Raw genomic sequence first — 17,084 nt, 5'->3', positions numbered from 1 at the left:
CATCGGGAGGGGGCAGTCACGCAGTGACCGACGGAGGGACCACTCACCAACACGCGTAATTCCGCGAAGGCGGGAATCCATCTGAATCGCTACCGGACCGAAACCGGTCCGGCAGCGCCCCGAAAGGCCATACCCAAAAAGAAAGAAGGTGAATCAAATTCCGCCTTCCTACAGCCCCTGCCCTGTCAGACCCTCTCGGCATGCCTCCCTGCCACCGCCGCCTTGTTGACTATCCGTTCGAGCGCGCCTTCCAATTCCCCCTCCAACTGACCCTCTACCTCACCCTCAATGCAATCATTTGCATCAAATCCTATTTACGCACCTTTCCAGCCCGCGGATTACCGTGTTTCTCCCGCGCTGGTGTGTAAACCTGTGTCAACCAAATCGAAGAGCGTTACGCACCCCCCTTTGCCCGCGGTGACCGGGGCAATTGGGCGCGCTTTTCCGCACAGCTCAGGCTGATTCGAGTTCCCGGCTCAACTGGTCACGCAGCTCCCTGCGCAGGAATTTTCCGCTCGCGTTGCGTGGCAAGGGCTGGTCCATGAACCATACATAGCGCGGCACCTTGTGCTTCGCCGCTATGGAGGCGCAATGCGCCCTGAGGTCGTCATCGGAGAGGTTTTCCCCATCGCGCAGCACCACCGCCACGCCCACTTCCTCACCCAACCGCTCGTCGGCCACACCAAACACACAACATTCGGCCACCGCCGCATGGCGATAGATGACCGCCTCGACCTCGGCGCAATAGACATTCTCTCCGCCACGCAGGACCATGTCCTTTTTGCGGTCGACGATGTAAATAAAGCCATCCTCGTCCATACGGGCGATATCGCCGGTGTGTAGCCAGCCATCGGTGATGGTCGATGCGGTTGCCTCGGGCTTGTTGATATAGCCCTTGATCACCGCCGCCCCGCGCACCCACAGTTCGCCAACCTCACCGGTCGGCACTGTGTTGCCATCATCATCGACGCATTTCGCTTCATAGACCGGCATCGCCGGCCCGGCGCTGTCCGGCCGGTCGACGAAAAAGTCCCCCGAAACCGAGGTGATGATGCCGCATGTCTCGGTCATGCCATAGCCGGTGGTCGGCCGCGCCGTCGCCACCTGCTCGTCAATCTTGAGCACCAGATCGGGCGGCACCTGCGCCCCGCCGCCCGACAGGGCAAGCAGCGACGACGTGTCGGTAGTCGCAAAGTCGGGGTGGGTGATCAGCTCACGCGACATGATCGGCACGCCGCTCATGCTCGACACACGATGCCTCTCGATCAGCTTGAGCGCATCGCCCGCATCCCAGCGATACATGTGGACCAGCGCCCCGCCAGCCGCCGTCGTCAGATAGGCCCCGCAATTATTTGCCGTCACATGGAACAGTGGCGTGGTCAGCAGCGTGACCGGGATCGGCGGATCAGCGGGCGGCGCCACGCCCGTTGCCCGCTCGACCGCCAGCGCTTGCGCCGCCGTGCCATAGAGCATGTTGAACAGGTTGGCGACGCACCCCCGGTGCGTCAGCTGCGCGCCCTTGGGAAAGCCGGTCGTGCCCGACGTGTAGAAAATGCAGGCGTCATCATCGGGGTCGACCTTCACGTCAGGCATCGCGCCGCCGTGGGCAATGACATCGGCAAAGGGCACAACAGCGGCGTCCGCACCATCGGTCCGCACGCCGACCAGCGTCATCGTGCCCGCCAGCTCAGGGCGCTCGCGGAAACGGGCAAGCCGCTCGCCATCAAGGAACAGCACCTTGGGCCGCGAATCATCGAGCGCATAGGCCATCTCTTCCGGCGTCCACCAGGCATTCATGCCGACTGCCGCTACGCCGATCGACACGCAAGCCCAATAGATTTGCATCCATTCGGGATAATTGCGCATGGCAATGGCCACACGGTCGCCCGGTGCAACACCCCGCGCCATCAGCCAGGCCGCGATCGCATTCACTCGTTGATGCGTCTCAGCATAGGTGAGGCTCTCATCCTGATAAATCAGGTAGGGCCGATCCGCGAAGGCCACCGTGGAAAGCCAAAATTCGCGAATGCTAGGCGGAGCATTTTTATAGGTGCGAATGCGGTTGCCCAGAATCTCGGCTTCGACAATCTCGAAAGTTCCGCCGGGTCCGATCAATTCGGCCCGAGCCTTTGCCAATTCCGCGTAGTGCATGTCTCTCCCCAGACTTTTTTAGTGGGGATACCCTACAGACAGTTGAACAGCGAACAAGGGGGAGAATCGCACTCATCCCAGCGGTCAGGCATGTTCCTGCGTCTCGGCAATCGGCGCCCTGGTCCGCCTCACCGCGACAATCAGCACGCCTGCAAGTGCCAATGCCGAACCAAGGATCATGCGGCCATCCAGTTGGTCGCCGGTGAACATCACGCCCAGCGCAATAGTCGAGAGCGGCGTGATCAGCGTCAAGGGTGCCAGCAGATTGGCCTCATATTTGGCAATCAATCCATAATAGGCGGTGTGCGCGCACACCGAAACGATCAGGGCCGAAAACAGCAGTGCCGCGACAAACGGCCAGCCAGCGGCCAGGCTGGTCACGATCTGCCCCTCTTCGAACAGCAGCGACGCAACGGTCAGCGGGACGACCGCCGTCAGCCCGACCCAAGCCTGAAAGCGCATCGGCGCGATCTCGTCCATCTGCTTCATCAAGATCGCACCGAGCGACCCGGCAAAGGCTGCGCCTAGCACAAACATCAAGCCTGCCGACAGCGCGAAACCAGGCTTCCAGACCACGATCAACACACCGATCAGCGTCAATGCAATGCCAAGGCCGCGCCGCCAATGGACCCGCTCGCCGAGCATCACGATCGACAGCAAGGTGGTGATGGGCAGGCCCGCCTGAACAACCACTGCCACGGACGAAGGCGATGCCGTCTGCAACCCCATGAACAGGAGCGCGAAGTTACCCGCTCCCATACAGAGCCCAACAAGCAGGATTCGCCAGACCGGTTGCGGAACCGGCAACAACCAAGGGAGCGTTACGAGCAAGACCAAAGCAAATCGTACTGCGGCAAAATACAGCGGAGGCACACCCCAATGCCCCACAACCAGCTTGCTGACGACGTTCGACGCCCCCCACATCAGGCAAATCAGCACAAGGAGGGCAAAGTCCTTCAATTTCATACGGACCCTGTGCGCCGAGATTCAGAGAAACTCAACAAACAGCCGCTATGGGCCGGGTGACGATTTTTCGTCTGGAAATTACGGATCAAGCAAACGAAGTGTCATTGTTCAGCGCCTTTAGCGGTCAACGCGGACAACGGTCTGGTAGCGGGAGCGACGGTACGGTCGCAGTCGTGACAGCGAGCGATGCGGCACGCCGCCTCGAACTGCTCGATGATTTTGAACAGGCCGGGATCGGTTGGATCTGGGCAACTGACGCCGAAGGCCGGCTTATATACATGTCTGAAAATGCCGCGACGCGGCTTGGTCAACCGGTTGACATATTGCTTGGCCAATCGCTGTCAGACCTGTTTGAGGTTGACCCGGAAAACCCGACAGCCAAGTCGGATCGGCCACTAAAATTCCAGCTTGCCGCCCACAAAAAAATCGCAGACCTTGTGGTTCGCTTCATAAACGGCAAGACTCGCAGTGCGCCGGACCAGACTTGGTGGTTGATCAGCGGGCATCCAAAGCTGGATGCAGACGGTCAATTTCTGGGGTTCCGCGGTAGTGCCAAAGACGTCACGGTAGAATATGAACGTCAATTGGCTGACAGTCTTCTGGCTGAATATGACTCGCTGACCGGCATGGCGAACCGTCATCGCATGACCCGCCGGCTCGACACAACGCTAGCTGCGTTTAAGGAAGCAAAGCGCAGTTGTGCGCTGGTCATGCTGGACCTCGATCGGTTCAAACAGGTCAATGATACCATGGGCCATCCAGCTGGGGACACCCTGCTCAAAATGGTCGGCGAGCGTCTGGCCAGCATAGTTGGCAAAAGGGGCGAAATCGGACGCCTTGGCGGGGACGAGTTCCAGATCATTCTACCCGACATCGAAGATCGTGGCGCACTCGGTGAACTGGCCAGCAAAATCGTCCAGTTCGTTTCCCAGCCCTATCCGATTGATGACAAGCATGCCGTGATCGGCACCTCAATCGGTGTAGCGATTGCACCCTATGACGGGCTCGACCGCGAAGAGTTGGTGCGCAATGCGGATCTTGCCCTTTATGCCGCAAAGAATGGCGGACGCGGCCAGTTCCGTTTCTATTCCGATGATCTTAAGGATGAAGCAGCCGATCGCCAGACGTTACTCGATGAGCTTCGGAACGCGCTAGAGAACGAAGAATTGGCGCTGCACTATCAGCCGGTTGTCCGGGTCAGCGACAATGTGGTTGTGGGTTGCGAAGCCCTGATGCGGTGGGACCATCCCGAGCGGGGCTCCATACCGCCATCAACCTTCATTCCGCTTGCCGAAGAGTCGAACCTCATCAATCGGTTGGGTGAATGGGCGCTTCGCTATGCCTGCATAGAGGCGGCACATTGGCCAGGTGCAGTGCGAGTCGCGGTCAACGTCTCCGCCGTCCAGTTCACTGACGACCAGTTTGTGGACATTGTCGCCGATGCCTTGTCAAAAAGCGGTCTTGAACCATCACGCCTTGAGCTTGAGCTGACGGAAAGCATCTTCCTCAATGACAGTGAGACGACCGACAGCGTCTTTTCACGCCTGAAACAGCTTGGCGTGTCCTTGGCTCTCGATGACTTTGGTACTGGCTTTTCGTCACTGAGCTATCTCCGTTCAGCACCTTTTGACAAGCTTAAGGTCGATCGCAGCTTTGTCGACAGTTGCACCACCAAAGATCACAACAGCATCAAGATCATCGCTGCCATCATCGGTCTCGCCGAGGCGCTGGGAATGGACACTACAGTCGAAGGGGTTGAAGCCTTCGACCAGCTGGAGTTGGTCTGCTCCAAAGGTGCGAAATATGTGCAAGGGTGGCTATATGCAAAGGCCATTCCCAACAGCGAGCTGGTGGAGCGCATGGAAGCCGGCGAGTTTTGCATCGTGCCGAATGGCCCTGATCGCTTTCGGCCCGAACGGCGCACCATGTTCCGCCGGATAGGCATCATCCATGATGACCATCGCTATGAGGCCATCATCCGCGACCTTTCGATAGTCGGCGCCCGCATCGAAGGGTTGCTGGGCGTAACCCAAGGCGAGCAAATGGTCCTCGATCTCGGTAAGGGCCAGTTGGTTGTCGCCACCGTGACCCGCACGACCGAACGCGATTTCGGCGTCGAATTCGAAACACCACTGGTCAATGACGGTGCGGGTGGCCTGTGTACGCGCCATCGCGTCTCACCCTATGCCTTGGCCGCAGCCGGGATGCCTTTGGCGGCACTTGGCTCCAGCAGTATCGCCATATTCCCGCGGAGTGAGGCGCCAAAGTCCCCACCGAAATTCGTCGAGGTCGCTGTATCTGCCGGAGCTCGCGCAGCATGATCATGTCTTTACCTAAAGCATATGTTGAGCTAAGCGCCGCTCCGATGTCCATTCAGATGATCAATCCGATTATTACCAAAACGACCCGCACCCGCGGGGCGTCCGGTTGTGCTCGGTCAATCAACGGCTGAGCCCAGACGGACAGAGCCCCGCGAAAGCGCGGGGCATTCGGTTTCACAACACCGGCAGATCCCGCGCCTTCCCCAAGAGAGAAGGAAACGCATTGCCATGACTGAATCCCCCTCATTTCCGTCCAAGCCCCATGTCGGGATTGTCGGAGCTACCGGCCTCGTTGGCAGCATGATGCTCGACCTTCTGGCGGAACGAGCATTTCCGCTCGCGTCGGTCCGTCTGTTCGCCTCGCCCAAATCTGCCGGCAAGATCGTCCGTTTTGCAGGCCAGGACATTGTCGTCGAAGATGCCGGAACTGCCGACTATGCCGGACTCGACATCGTCTTCTTCTCGGCTGGCGGGTCCACTTCAAAGGCCTTAGCGCCCAAGGTCGCTGCAGCCGGAGCGATTGTGATCGACAACAGCTCGGCATGGCGGTCAGACCCTGAGGTCCCGCTAGTTGTAGCCGAGGTCAACGCCGACGCGCTGCGCACCATTCCGAAGGGAATCGTTGCCAATCCCAATTGTACCACCATGGTGGCGATGCCCGTGCTCAAGCCGCTTCACCTGAAGGCCGGTCTGAAGAGCATCGTGGCATCCACCTACCAGGCCGTATCTGGTGGCGGTGTCGCTGGTGTTGAGGAGTTGGCCGAGCAGATCGAAGCCGGAGCCGCAGGCTGCGAAGCGCTGGCTCAAGACAACCAAGCTGTCGATCTGGGCACGCCGCGCAAATGGGTGGTTCCAATCGGCTTCAACGTAGTTCCGCTCAACTATGTTCTCGACGCCGATGGTTACACTGAGGAGGAAGCCAAGCTGCGCGACGAGAGCCGCAAGATCCTGGGCATTCCCGATCTCCCCGTGTCAGGGACTTGTGTCCGCGTGCCGGTCTTTACCGGCCATGCCCTGTCACTGAACGTCGCTTTTGATCGACCGATCTCGGTAGGAGACGCCACTGCCCTGCTCGCCGATGCCGAAGGCGTCGTGCTGACTGACTGCCCCAATCCGCTCGCAGCTACGGGTCAAGACCCGGTGTTCGTAGGCCGCATCCGGCAAGACCCGACTGTTGCCCATGGCCTTGCCCTATTCATCGCCGGCGACAATCTGCGCAAGGGTGCCGCGTTGAATGCTGTCCAGGTGGCCGAACGATTGGTCAGCGGCCGACTGTCCTGACCGACACAGAAAATGGGCCGCCCCGATTGCTCGATGGGGCGGCCCAGTTTGATCCTACAGGATCTGCTAGGGAGGAAGTGAGCCGTCGAAACCGGTCACAAACTTCTTTTGTCAGATCATGGTTAAGATCGGGTTAATCCCGGTCGTGGCGACTGTATCAGTTGCAAGGCCCAATTCGGCGCGCTTCATAGGCAATTGAAAATGGCGCGCCATTGGCAATGCCCTGGGTATCTATCTGCACAAGACGACTGGTTTCCTTTCGGATCGTTGTCCGGCCATGGCCGGCGCCTGGACAGGTGTAGTGTATCGTTACACTTCGGGCTTCGTCTTCAATCACATAGCGCGAGCATTGCGCGCGCTCGTGCCGCAATTGCAGCAATAGTCGCGCGTCGCCGAGGCAGAGGTTGCGCACGGGAGCCGATGCTTCGTCGCGGTCACGCAATTGCCACTGGCCCCGCTCAAGCGTGCCAAGCATTGCCAAGCCCGGTGCCTGGGCTGCAACCGGCATGGCTGCAACCAGAGCGCAGCCAAGCCAGCCTGAGAGGCGAGCTAAGGTTGGAACCAAGGTCATAACCAGCATAATCCTGTCGTAACCGGTGTTGTTCTGCCTTCACCGGACAAGCGACCCCTTGCTTCCCTTGCCTTGGAAGATAGGCGTCCCGATGACGCCAGACAAGGTCACGGCGTTCACTTCGCTCATACCCGCGAGGTCATGAACACAATGTGACGCGGAGCGCCCACTGCCGCATCCAATCAGTGGCCCACAGGAACCTGTTCGGGGTCAATTGCGAACTGACGGGAGCAAAAGGCACAGTCGATCATGATTGAGCCGGTCTCATTGACCATGTCGGCGCGGTCTTCGGCAGGAAAACGCGCGATGACACTAGCCAGATACGCCGGGTCACAACGGCAGCCTCTTGAAAGGCTTTCGCCCTGATAGACCCTGACTTCCTCCTCATCGTGGTAGAGATGCCAGACCAGTGCCTCCAGACCCAACTCTGCATCGGTCAATTCATTGGCTGTGATTGTCTCGGCAATCGCAGCAACATGATCCCAAGCGTCGTCAGCGTTACGCCTTTCGGCCTGAACGTCCAGCCTCTCGCCGCCGGCCTCTCCCATCGGCAGTTGTTGCACCAGCACGCCGCCGGCGATGCAGCCGCGTCCGGCGTCATGCACAGTCGCCATACGGACAACCGTTGGCACCTGTTCCGACTGGCGGAAATATTGTTCGGCGGCTTCGGCGATTGACGAGCCTTCGAGCGGCACAACACCCTGATACCTCTCCTTGGTGGCACCATGGTCAAATGTCAGGGCAAGATAACCCTTCCCAAACAGACCGAACAGGGTCGGCTCAGGGCCGGCGGCGGTGAGTGCCTCTGCGTCAAATGAGAGGTATCCGCGCAATTGCCCAGCGACATAGTCACAAACCAGCAGGCTGATCGGGCCATTCTGCGTTTGCGCTTGCACCGTTAGCTGGCTGGTCGGTTCCTTAAGTGTGGAGCCGAGCAGCGCGGTCAGGACCAACGCCTCTGCAAGAACCTTTTCAGCAACTTTCGGATAGGTGTGTGCCGAGAGGATGGTGTCAAGGACAGGACCAAGACGCACCACACGGCCGCGTGCATCCTCGGCAGGGAGGGTGAAGATGAGCGGGCGGTCAAAACCGGTTTCGGTGGTGCTCGTCATGGGATCTTTCTGTTCGGCAGTTGACCTGCTCCGGATAGGCAAGAAAAGAAGGTATGGAACCTACCAAATCCAAGCTCACCCCAATTTACCCAATGCCCACAGCAGAACCGACTTCTGGGCATGCAGGCGGTTTTCCGCTTCGTCCCAGATCAGCGATTGCGCGCCATCAAGCACAGAATCGGTTGCTTCTTCGCCGCGGTGTGCAGGCAGGCAGTGCAGGAAGTGTGCGCCAGGGTCAGCCGCGGCCATGAGCGCGTCATTGACCTGATAGGGCATCATTGCGGCAATCTTGTTATGCGCATGATCTTGGCCCATGGAGACCCATGTATCGGTGACGACCACATTTGCACCAGCAACCGCCTCCATGGCGTCGCGGTGCAAAGTCACCGAAGCCCCGGCCGCCCGAGCTTGTTCGATGAATGCGGCATCGCTCTCATACCCTTGCGGCACGGCCATGCGGACGTTGAATTTCATCAGGCCCGCCGCCTCGATAATCGAATTGAGCACATTGTTGCCGTCGCCCAGCCAAGCGACCGTCATGCCCGGTAGCGCATGGCCATGCTCGATGAGGGTCAGCAAGTCGGCCATGATCTGGCAGGGATGCGACAGATCGGTGAGGCCGTTGATCACCGGCACGCTGGCGTGATGCGCCATTTCCTCGACCTTGGCGTGATCATCAGTACGGACCATAAGGATATCGACATAGCGGGACAGGACCCGCGCCGTATCGGCCACCGTTTCCCCCCGACCCAATTGGGACGTGCCGGCGTCAAGGATGATCGCGCTGCCGCCCAGTTGGCGGATTGCCATGTCGAAGCTGACGCGGGTGCGGGTGCTGTTCTTTTCGAACACCATACCGAGCACATGCCCGGCAAGCGGGGCGTCAGCATCAACGCGGCCCTTGGGCCACGCCGAGCCATCGGCGTTGCGCCGAGCGGCCTTGCGGTCGATTGCGTCGGCGATCATCGCTGCGATGGCGTCACCGCCAGCATCGGAGAGATTGAGGAAATTGCGGGTCATTGTTTTATCCCGGTACCTCCCCCGCCACCGGGGAAGGGATGTGGTCAGGCGACAGGTGCCTCATAGCTGGCAGCACCAGCGGAGAGCTTCTCAATGCACTCGTCGATGTGCGACTGGTCTATGGTGAGCGGCGGCAGGATACGCAGCGTATTGTCGCCTGCCGCCACTGTCAGCAGGCCGTGATTGTCGCGGAGATGGGCGACGAAGTTGCGCGTTTCGTGTGTCATCATCAGACCGAGCATCAGCCCCTTGCCACGCACGCCGGTGAACAGGTTGGGGTAGTTGCCGATGAACTGGTGCAGCGCGGCTTCGAGCTTGGCGCCGAGCGCGGTGACATTGTCCATGAAACCGTCGGCAAGGATGACGTCGAACACGGCAGTGCCCGCCGCCATCGCCAGCGGATTGCCGCCATAGGTCGAGCCATGGGTGCCGACGACCATGCCGCGCGCCGCCGTTTCGGTGGCGAGGCAGGCACCCATCGGGAAGCCGCCGCCAATGCCCTTGGCCGAAGCCATTACGTCGGGCGTCACGCCATAATGTTCATAGGCGTAAAGCTTGCCGGTACGGGCGACACCGCACTGCACCTCGTCAAAGATCAGCAGCAGGCCATGCTCGTCGGCCAGCGTGCGCAGGCCCTGGATGAAGCTGTCAGAAGCCGGACGCACGCCGCCTTCACCCTGGATCGGCTCGACGAGGAAGGCCGCGGTCTTGGGGCCAATGGCCGCCCTGGCCCCTTCGAGATCGTCAAAGTCGACATATTTGAAGCCTTCGAGCAGCGGCAGGAAGCCCTTGTGCATCTTGTCTTGATTGCTCGCCGAGATGGTCGCCATCGTCCGGCCGTGAAAGGCGTTTTTGAAGGTGATGATCTCGTACCGGTCCGAGCCCGCCGACTGGTGATAGGCACGGGCCGTCTTGATAGCGCATTCCACTGCTTCGGCACCGGAGTTGGTGAAGAAGACGGTGTCGGCAAAGGTGTTGTCGACCAGAAGCTGGGCGAACTTTTCCCCCTGCGGACTGCCGTAAAGGTTAGAGACATGCATCAGCGTCGCAGCCTGATCGGCAATCGCCTTGGTCAGGTGCGGGTGGCCGTGGCCGAGCAGATTGACGGCGATGCCGCTGGCGAAATCGAGCGCGCGACGACCGTCTTCGGAGATCAGATAGGCCCCCTCCCCTCGCACAGGGCGAAACCCACACCGCGGGTAGACGGGCATGAGTGGGGTGATCGACATCTCATTCTCCTGTGCGTGAAAACAACCAAGCCAAAAGCAAAATGGCGACCCCTTGTCCGGGCCGCCATGTGCTGGCCCCCCTCATACTGCCGTGACGCAGGGGAATCAATCTTTGTGGGCCAGCCTCACGCCACCACTTTGAGGACCGCATCCGCGGTGATCGTCAGGCTGCGCTTGCGGGCCTGATGGTCGAAGATCGAACTGGCTATGATCACCTCGTCCACGCCGGTTTTGGCTACAAAGGCATCGATGCCGCGAGCGACGTCATCTGCCATGCCAATCGCGCTGTACTGGAGCACATGGTCAAGCATGGCGCGGGCCGTCGGTGGGAGCGTGTCGCGATAGCCGGGGAACGGCGGCGGCATCCGGCCAGGTGTTCCGGTGCGCAGCGCGACAAAGGCCTGTTGCTGAGAGGTAGCGAGCAACTCCGCCTCGTCCACCGTATCAGCGGCAAAGACATTGAAGGCGGCAGCGCAATATGGCTTTTCGAGGCGGGCCGAGGGTTTGAAATTGCGCCGGTACATGTCGAGCGCCTGATCGAGCGCGTCGGGCGCGAAATGGCTGGCGAAGGCATAGGGCAGGCCCAGCATCGCCGCGAGTTGCGCGCCATAGAGGCTGGAGCCCAATATCCACATCTCGACATTGGCCCCGGCGCCGGGGACTGCGGTGATGCCAAGCCGCTCGTCAGCAGCGAAATAAGCGGCGAGTTCGACCACATCACGGGGAAACTGCTGTTCATCGCCCGCCAGATTGCGCCGAAGGGCATGGGCCACGCGCCCGTCAGAACCGGGAGCTCTTCCGAGCCCGAGATCGATGCGGCCGGGGTACAGCGCGTCCAGCGTGCCGAACTGTTCGGCGATGGCGAGCGGGGCATGGTTGGGCAGCATTATTCCGCCCGAGCCGATACGGATGGTCGAGGTGGCCGCGCCGACGTGGGCAAGGACGACCGAAGTCGCAGCCCCGGCAATGCCCGGCATGCCATGATGTTCGGCCACCCAATAACGCGAAAAACCAAGGCTTTCGATGTGCCGGGCAATATCGGCGGCGTTGGCCAGCGAGGCAGCGATGCTGCCGCCCTGGGTCACGGGGACAAGATCGAGCATGGACAGGCGGGGCATGACAGCATCCTATGCGCCGGCCTGAAACGGCCGGGAAAAACCGACTCGCATAGTGGCGATGGTGCGGAGCCGACGCAAGCTGGTGCCTGTCGCGGGATGCGGCCAATCCGGGGCCAAAGGGCAAAAGTTAACGCCACGATAGAAGGCGAGATAGAGTGCGTAATGGAGGGTGAAATTGGTTGACACTGGTTTACACCCCAGCGCGGGAGAAACACGTCGATCAGCGGCCCGCCGAGGTGCGTAAATAGGAAATCATGCAAACCATTGCAAAAACCACCTTGTGTGCATTGTCATCGACCGTGGTTTGCCGGGTGGAATCGGCCAGGCGCGCATGAGGCGGCGGGTCAGGAAGTAGCAGCGAAGGCATGGCCCATCATCTCATGATTGCAGCCATGTAGGAAAGGCCTGTCGACGATTGCCATGGGAGAGAGATTCAATCCCGGTCGTCGTCACTGCTGCTGATGTGCCAGCCGTCGTCGCTGTCCTGTGACGGCAGGTCGGGCTTCATTCCCAGAAACCAGCGGACAGTGTGATAAAGGATGATGGCCATGAAACCGATGGCAATGATCCAGAAATTGTCCACGCGCGATTACCCCCATGTTTCACACGATCCGAAGCATTAGCTACCAGCGCGATGGCAGGAATGGCAATGGCCACGAGCAACAATCAATCCCGCCGGGCCCCGCGCACCTTGGCCCTGATCCATAGGAACAGGGCGATGTGAACAAACAGCGAGATGATGACGACGGCAGCAATGATGGCGATGGTCATGACCACACTGTTCCATGCGGGACGGCCAGTGGCAAGCCGGAGTGATCGCTGCGCTCAGCCAAGGCCGGCAAAACGGGCGACCGCGTGGAAATCGGCCGCGACATGGTGGACACCCACGGCACGCAGGCTCTCGCCATGACTGGCGCGGTCGGCGATATGCCCGGCCGCAAGGAGGCCAACGACCCGCATCCCCGCCGCCACCGCCGCGCGGGCACCAGTCGGACTGTCTTCGATGGCGAGGCAGTGTGCAGAATCGACGCCCAACGCGGCCGCGGCCTGAAGGTAAATATCAGGATGCGGCTTGCCGCGCTCCATCCCGTCTGCGCTGTGCACCTGTCCGGTGAAGTGATGGCCCAAGCCAAAGCGATCGAGCGCCCAGCCTATGTAGGCGGCATTGGAGGAAGAGGCGATCGCACGGGGTAGGTGGCTCGTGCGGTCGAGAAATACCCGCGCTCCCGGGACGGGATCAAATCCCGCCGCAAAATGCGCCCGGGCGCGGGCGCGATGGGTATCGCGGAAATCTTCGGGCAGAGCCCTGCCCAGTCGCGCCTCAATGCGCCGCTGGGTTTCCTGCCAGTTATGGCCGTAATAGTCGCGCAGGCTGTCCTCAAAGGTCGTCGGCAGGCCGATGGCGGTGAGACTTTCGGCGAGCGCACGGTTGGCGGGCACCTCGCTGTCAGCAATCACGCCGTCAAAATCGAAGATGATCGCGGTGGGAGTCATGGGGATTCACTTGATGGCCGGGCTGGCCGCAGCAGCCCTGACCGGCGACAGGGGCCAGATAGGTTCAAATGCGTGTGAAAGACAGTCATGGCAATTGGTTCCGCCGAAGCGAATGTGTCAATCGAAAAGGAACTTCGCCCGTTTGACATAGGCATCAGGCACACAACCCCGCGCCCACGCGACTACCCGATTGGCCTGGCTCATTGTCGAATAGCCACCAAGGTGGACAAATTCGAGATCGGGCGCGAGGCCTTCAAAGGCATAGGTGAAGTCTGTTGCGGGTTGATAACCCAGGCAACGGTTCAATTGCGCGGCGCGCGTGGCGGCATTGCCCGAACCTTGGGGCGCGCTGCCCAGAATGACGTAAAATTTCCATTCCCCCAACGTTACCGAACTGTCGAGAAAGGCCGGAGCCCGAACAGGCGCTGGGATCGGCGCCTGCACTGGTGGCGATGCGACCGGCCCATCAACCATTGGACGACCTGTTTCGCCGGTCGATTTGCCCGGTATCGGCGTGATCGAATCAGTCGGCCCCAGCCCAGCCGTATCTGGGCTGGCTGAATCCTGCCGTCCGAGCCAATAGCCGCCGAATATTGCCGCGACTGTTACCCCGGCAACCAACAAGCCCACGCCGATCATCCGGTTGTACGAAATGCCGGCTTTTCGGGGCTGGGCCGCACCACATTGCCCGCAAAAGGCCGCGTGCGGCGCCATCATCGCCCCGCATCCAGAACACACCATCGCTTCCCCCTGTCTTTATCCCCTGCTGGTCCTGCTTGGCCCATGCCAGCCCCGGCAGACAGACAATATGTGTCATGGGAAAGCAACCGACCAGCATGAACCGACCCAATGATAAAATTGAATAAAACGGGAAATTCCATTGGCCGGGAAGCGCCCAGTGCACGGGACACGGCGCCCGTCAATCCCTTTCCCTGCGGCTGGGCAGCCATGTGTGACAGGATGGCCGTCAGCAAGGCCGCTAGCCTAAAATGGCCTGAAGCCCTATGCATGGGCCATGGTGGGCTTCCCTACAGTTCATGCGCTTGCCTCGATACTGATTGCCGCGGGCATGTTTTATGGTTTCGCCAGTGGGCGGGCGCGCGTTGAGATCATCTCGCTCATAACGATCGGGGTCATAGCCCTCGGCCTCTATTTTTTCCCAATGCCAGGGACAGCACCCAGCGACGGGCTGGTTCTTGCCTTTTCAGGTTTCGGCCATCATGCGCTGATAACCATCTGTGCCTTGATGATCCTGGGCCGCGGATTGGTGGTCACCGGCGCTCTCGACCCCGCAGCCCGCGCTCTCAATTGGGTTTGGCAAACGAACCAGCAGCTGGGGCTTTTGATAACACTGATCATCGCGCTGTGCATGAGCATGATTATCAACGACACACCCGTCCTGGTTTTGCTGCTGCCGATCCTTGTGCAGTTGGCGCACAAGGGGGGCATGCCGGCGTCCAAGACGCTGATTCCGGTCAATGCCGCGATACTGATCGGCGGCATGGCGACGACCATCGGCACGTCGACCAATCTGCTGGTCGTGTCGATCGCCACCGATCTGGGCATGAGGCCGATTGGTGTCTTTCATTTCACTGAAATCGTCCTGGTCGCGGCACTGATTGCGTTGCCCTATATCTGGCTGGTCGTTCCCCGCTTGCTGCCCGACAATTCCCGCGAAGCTGGACCTGAACTTCGCCGCTATTGCGCTACGTTCCGGCTGGGCACCGAAACATCCGCCTATGGAAAGTCCCAGGCCATGCTCGCCGCAATGTTGCCCGCCGACATCAGGTTCGACACGCCGATCGAAGAACTCGTCAAGCCAGGGATGCGACTTAACCTGTCAGGCTCCCAGGATTCACTCGAAGAAGCCGCGCGGCGGTTGAACGCGACGCCTGCACCCGGCTGGCTCATGGCCCGATTGCGACAGGAGGCGCAGGCCCGGAACATCGACCTTGCCCGGACGGAGATGACCATCGCTCCCGATTCCCGGCTGATCGGACTGACGCTGCAAAACGCCGGTTTGGAAGATGTCGCCATCTTGGGCGTGCGGCCAGCTCGCGGGTTCCTCAACCAGACACGCGATCCTTCAGCAGAAGCGCCACTGCGCGAGGGCGACATATTGCTGGTCCTGGCCACGACCGAGAATGCGCAAGCCTTTGCCCAACGCGACGGCCTGCTGATCCTGGAGGGCGGTACCGAATTGCCGCGTTCGAACAAGGCGCCGTTGGCGCTGGCCATCATGGTCGGATCGGTCGGCATGGCCAGTCTGGGTCTGATGCCAATCGCGATTTCGGCCTTGGGCGGTGCGGTTTTGATGTTCGTCACAGGTTGCGTGAAGTTTGAGCGGGTAGGCCGGGCCCTGTCAGCGCAGGTAATCGTGCTGGTCGCAGCGAGTATCGCACTGGGCAAGTTGGTTCTGGTGACCGGTGCGGCCGAGTGGCTTGGTGAATTGCTGGCACTCATCCTGCAGTTCCTGCCGGCGGCGGGTGTGCTGGGTGCGATCATGCTGTTTGTCACAGTGCTGACCAATTTTGCATCGAACGCCACCGCCGCAGCGGTGGGCACACCCATAGCCTTCAGCCTGGCTCAGTCGCTGGGCCTGCCGCCCGAACCCTTGGTTCTGGCGGTGCTGTTCGGTTGCAACCTCTGTTACGCCACACCCATCGCCTATCAGACAAATATGATGATCATGGCCGAAGGTGATTATGCCTTTAAGGATTATGTGCGTACCGGCCTGCCGCTGGTGGCGTTGATGATTGTGACGCTCTCCACATTATTAGTGTTCCGATACAATCTGTAAGCAGGCCCGACGGTCAGGCATCTCAGCCATCACGTCCCCGTCGTTGGAGCCAATGGCGCAGAATCGCATAACCGTCACTTCCCGAAAAGGGGATGAGGTTGAGCAGGCCTGTCATCAGCGAATTCAAGCCAATCAGCACCAGAATGGCTTGCGCTGCCTCGAGTTTTTGTATCCGTTCAACCTGGTCGAAAATCTGTTGCACTTCATCGGCATCGGGCAGTTGGCCAAGATCGGCAGTCTCTGGCGGGGATCCGGCGACAATTTCCAGCCCGGTTGCTGACGATGACGGCATATCAGGCGCCGTCATCGCGTTAATCGACCAAGCCGCCAACAGACAAAGAATAGTAAGCAGGCCATTGGCCAATGGGCCGCCAGCGGCAACCCATATGGCCTTGCGGCGGGTCCGGATGGTCGCACCGAAATGGCCAATCACATAGCCGCCAATATCGGCCCCCATGCGGCGAGCCCAGCCCATGCCGCCAGGCTTGCCCTGGCGCGATCGCCGCCAAGCGAGGAACAGGACGGCGAATTCGTCCACCGTGCCCCCCTGCCAGCGAAAGGCAAGGGCGTGACCAAGTTCATGGACGAAGATGACAAAAGTGATGATCAGCAGGATCATGCCAAAGATGGCAAGTGTCGACCAATATGGCAGCCAGTCGTGCGCCGCGCCGACAAACATGAAACTGGCAATGATCGACACAAGTGTGGCCAGCGGTCTCAATAGGCGTTTGAGCCAGTTCAACGCCGCCCCTCAAGATTTTTGAGATCATCGGCGGCGAGGCTGTTGCGGTCGGCGGCGGCAAGCGCAGGATCGAAACTGTCGGGCCGGGCGGTAATGCGGCCATCGGCATCTACCGACAGGGCATCGACATGCGCCGCCCTGACCGGCGACACCACGTCCGGCCTTTGCCTTTCCTGTTGACGTACGCGCCGACGGACCCGGACCATCTGCCAGATCAACAGCCAGGGCAGGCAAAAGAAGAACAGGGCAAGCAGCGCGGTGGCCGGGTCGGACATATCG

15 protein-coding genes are annotated in these 17,084 nt (G+C 60.3%); 3 read left to right on the top strand and 12 right to left on the bottom strand.

Going from position 1 to position 17,084, the window contains the following annotated elements; translation table 11 throughout:
- Nucleotides 1-453 precede the first annotated feature (453 nt).
- Nucleotides 454-2,151 carry a class I adenylate-forming enzyme family protein gene (locus GV829_RS08710; RefSeq protein ID WP_169945866.1) on the bottom strand — a complete coding sequence of 566 codons (1,698 nt, stop codon included), beginning with the start codon at nucleotides 2,149-2,151 and terminating at the stop codon, nucleotides 454-456.
- Nucleotides 2,152-2,235: 84 nt separating this feature from the next.
- Nucleotides 2,236-3,117 carry a DMT family transporter gene (locus GV829_RS08705; protein ID WP_169945864.1) on the bottom strand — a complete coding sequence of 294 codons (882 nt, stop codon included), beginning with the start codon at nucleotides 3,115-3,117 and terminating at the stop codon, nucleotides 2,236-2,238.
- 173 nt (nucleotides 3,118-3,290) lie between these two features.
- On the opposite strand from GV829_RS08705, the gene GV829_RS08700 reads away from it, so the two are divergent.
- Entirely contained in the window at nucleotides 3,291-5,438 is a 2,148-nt protein-coding gene (locus GV829_RS08700; RefSeq protein ID WP_246202789.1) for a putative bifunctional diguanylate cyclase/phosphodiesterase, read from the top strand.
- Between the two features lie 228 nt (nucleotides 5,439-5,666).
- On the top strand, nucleotides 5,667-6,719 hold the full coding sequence (locus tag GV829_RS08695) for an aspartate-semialdehyde dehydrogenase (RefSeq protein WP_169945860.1): 1,053 nt from the start codon (nucleotides 5,667-5,669) through the stop codon (nucleotides 6,717-6,719).
- 157 nt (nucleotides 6,720-6,876) lie between these two features.
- Here GV829_RS08695 and GV829_RS08690 read toward each other — a convergent pair whose 3' ends face one another.
- From GV829_RS08690 to GV829_RS08655, 8 genes are all read right to left on the bottom strand, one after another.
- A complete protein-coding gene (locus GV829_RS08690; RefSeq protein WP_169945858.1) occupies nucleotides 6,877-7,290 on the bottom strand; it encodes a DUF3617 domain-containing protein in 414 nt (137 codons plus the stop codon).
- A gap of 182 nt (nucleotides 7,291-7,472) precedes the next feature.
- Nucleotides 7,473-8,402 carry an Hsp33 family molecular chaperone HslO gene (locus GV829_RS08685; protein ID WP_169945857.1) on the bottom strand — a complete coding sequence of 310 codons (930 nt, stop codon included), beginning with the start codon at nucleotides 8,400-8,402 and terminating at the stop codon, nucleotides 7,473-7,475.
- A gap of 75 nt (nucleotides 8,403-8,477) precedes the next feature.
- Nucleotides 8,478-9,422, bottom strand: coding sequence for an ornithine carbamoyltransferase (gene argF, locus GV829_RS08680; RefSeq protein ID WP_169945855.1), 945 nt, complete (start codon nucleotides 9,420-9,422; stop codon nucleotides 8,478-8,480).
- 44 nt (nucleotides 9,423-9,466) lie between these two features.
- Nucleotides 9,467-10,651 carry an aspartate aminotransferase family protein gene (locus GV829_RS08675; protein ID WP_169945853.1) on the bottom strand — a complete coding sequence of 395 codons (1,185 nt, stop codon included), beginning with the start codon at nucleotides 10,649-10,651 and terminating at the stop codon, nucleotides 9,467-9,469.
- A gap of 125 nt (nucleotides 10,652-10,776) precedes the next feature.
- Nucleotides 10,777-11,769, bottom strand: a complete 993-nt coding sequence (locus GV829_RS08670) for an LLM class flavin-dependent oxidoreductase (protein ID WP_169945850.1) — start codon at nucleotides 11,767-11,769, stop codon at nucleotides 10,777-10,779.
- 433 nt (nucleotides 11,770-12,202) lie between these two features.
- On the bottom strand, nucleotides 12,203-12,352 hold the full coding sequence (locus GV829_RS08665; protein WP_169945848.1) for a hypothetical protein: 150 nt from the start codon (nucleotides 12,350-12,352) through the stop codon (nucleotides 12,203-12,205).
- 242 nt (nucleotides 12,353-12,594) lie between these two features.
- On the bottom strand, nucleotides 12,595-13,263 hold the full coding sequence (locus GV829_RS08660; protein ID WP_169945847.1) for an HAD family hydrolase: 669 nt from the start codon (nucleotides 13,261-13,263) through the stop codon (nucleotides 12,595-12,597).
- A 117-nt stretch (nucleotides 13,264-13,380) separates the two neighbouring features.
- On the bottom strand, nucleotides 13,381-13,980 hold the full coding sequence (locus GV829_RS08655) for a hypothetical protein (RefSeq protein WP_169945845.1): 600 nt from the start codon (nucleotides 13,978-13,980) through the stop codon (nucleotides 13,381-13,383).
- Between the two features lie 298 nt (nucleotides 13,981-14,278).
- Between GV829_RS08655 and GV829_RS08650 the strand changes: the two genes are divergently transcribed.
- Complete coding sequence (locus tag GV829_RS08650) at nucleotides 14,279-16,063, top strand: SLC13 family permease (protein ID WP_169945843.1); 1,785 nt, start codon at nucleotides 14,279-14,281, stop codon at nucleotides 16,061-16,063.
- 22 nt (nucleotides 16,064-16,085) lie between these two features.
- Here the strand turns inward: GV829_RS08650 and GV829_RS08645 are convergent, their stop codons facing one another.
- Nucleotides 16,086-16,805: a M50 family metallopeptidase gene (locus tag GV829_RS08645; protein ID WP_169945841.1), complete on the bottom strand. Its 720-nt coding sequence runs from the start codon at nucleotides 16,803-16,805 to the stop codon at nucleotides 16,086-16,088.
- A complete protein-coding gene (locus tag GV829_RS08640; protein ID WP_169945839.1) occupies nucleotides 16,802-17,080 on the bottom strand; it encodes a hypothetical protein in 279 nt (92 codons plus the stop codon). Before GV829_RS08640 ends, GV829_RS08645 begins: the two co-directional genes overlap by 4 nt.
- Nucleotides 17,081-17,084: the final 4 nt, after the last annotated feature.

It is taken from the genome of Sphingomonas lacunae (assembly GCF_012979535.1).
GTDB lineage: Bacteria > Pseudomonadota > Alphaproteobacteria > Sphingomonadales > Sphingomonadaceae > Sphingopyxis > Sphingopyxis lacunae.
The sequence above is the reverse complement of the archived record's forward strand: the minus strand, read 5'-3'. Positions and strand labels throughout refer to the sequence as shown.

Bases quoted from the DNA above. Each gene is read 5' to 3' on its own strand.
- GV829_RS08710 (WP_169945866.1), bottom strand. From the start codon at position 2,151: ATGCACTACGCGGAATTGGCAAAGGCTCGGGCCGAATTGATCGGACCC.
- GV829_RS08705 (WP_169945864.1), bottom strand. From the start codon at position 3,117: ATGAAATTGAAGGACTTTGCCCTCCTTGTGCTGATTTGCCTGATGTGG.
- GV829_RS08695 (WP_169945860.1), top strand. From the start codon at position 5,667: ATGACTGAATCCCCCTCATTTCCGTCCAAGCCCCATGTCGGGATTGTC.
- GV829_RS08690 (WP_169945858.1), bottom strand. From the start codon at position 7,290: ATGACCTTGGTTCCAACCTTAGCTCGCCTCTCAGGCTGGCTTGGCTGC.
- GV829_RS08685 (WP_169945857.1), bottom strand. From the start codon at position 8,402: ATGACGAGCACCACCGAAACCGGTTTTGACCGCCCGCTCATCTTCACC.
- argF (WP_169945855.1), bottom strand. From the start codon at position 9,422: ATGACCCGCAATTTCCTCAATCTCTCCGATGCTGGCGGTGACGCCATC.
- GV829_RS08675 (WP_169945853.1), bottom strand. From the start codon at position 10,651: ATGTCGATCACCCCACTCATGCCCGTCTACCCGCGGTGTGGGTTTCGC.
- GV829_RS08670 (WP_169945850.1), bottom strand. From the start codon at position 11,769: ATGCCCCGCCTGTCCATGCTCGATCTTGTCCCCGTGACCCAGGGCGGC.
- GV829_RS08660 (WP_169945847.1), bottom strand. From the start codon at position 13,263: ATGACTCCCACCGCGATCATCTTCGATTTTGACGGCGTGATTGCTGAC.
- GV829_RS08655 (WP_169945845.1), bottom strand. From the start codon at position 13,980: ATGATGGCGCCGCACGCGGCCTTTTGCGGGCAATGTGGTGCGGCCCAG.
- GV829_RS08650 (WP_169945843.1), top strand. From the start codon at position 14,279: ATGGTGGGCTTCCCTACAGTTCATGCGCTTGCCTCGATACTGATTGCC.
- GV829_RS08640 (WP_169945839.1), bottom strand. From the start codon at position 17,080: ATGTCCGACCCGGCCACCGCGCTGCTTGCCCTGTTCTTCTTTTGCCTG.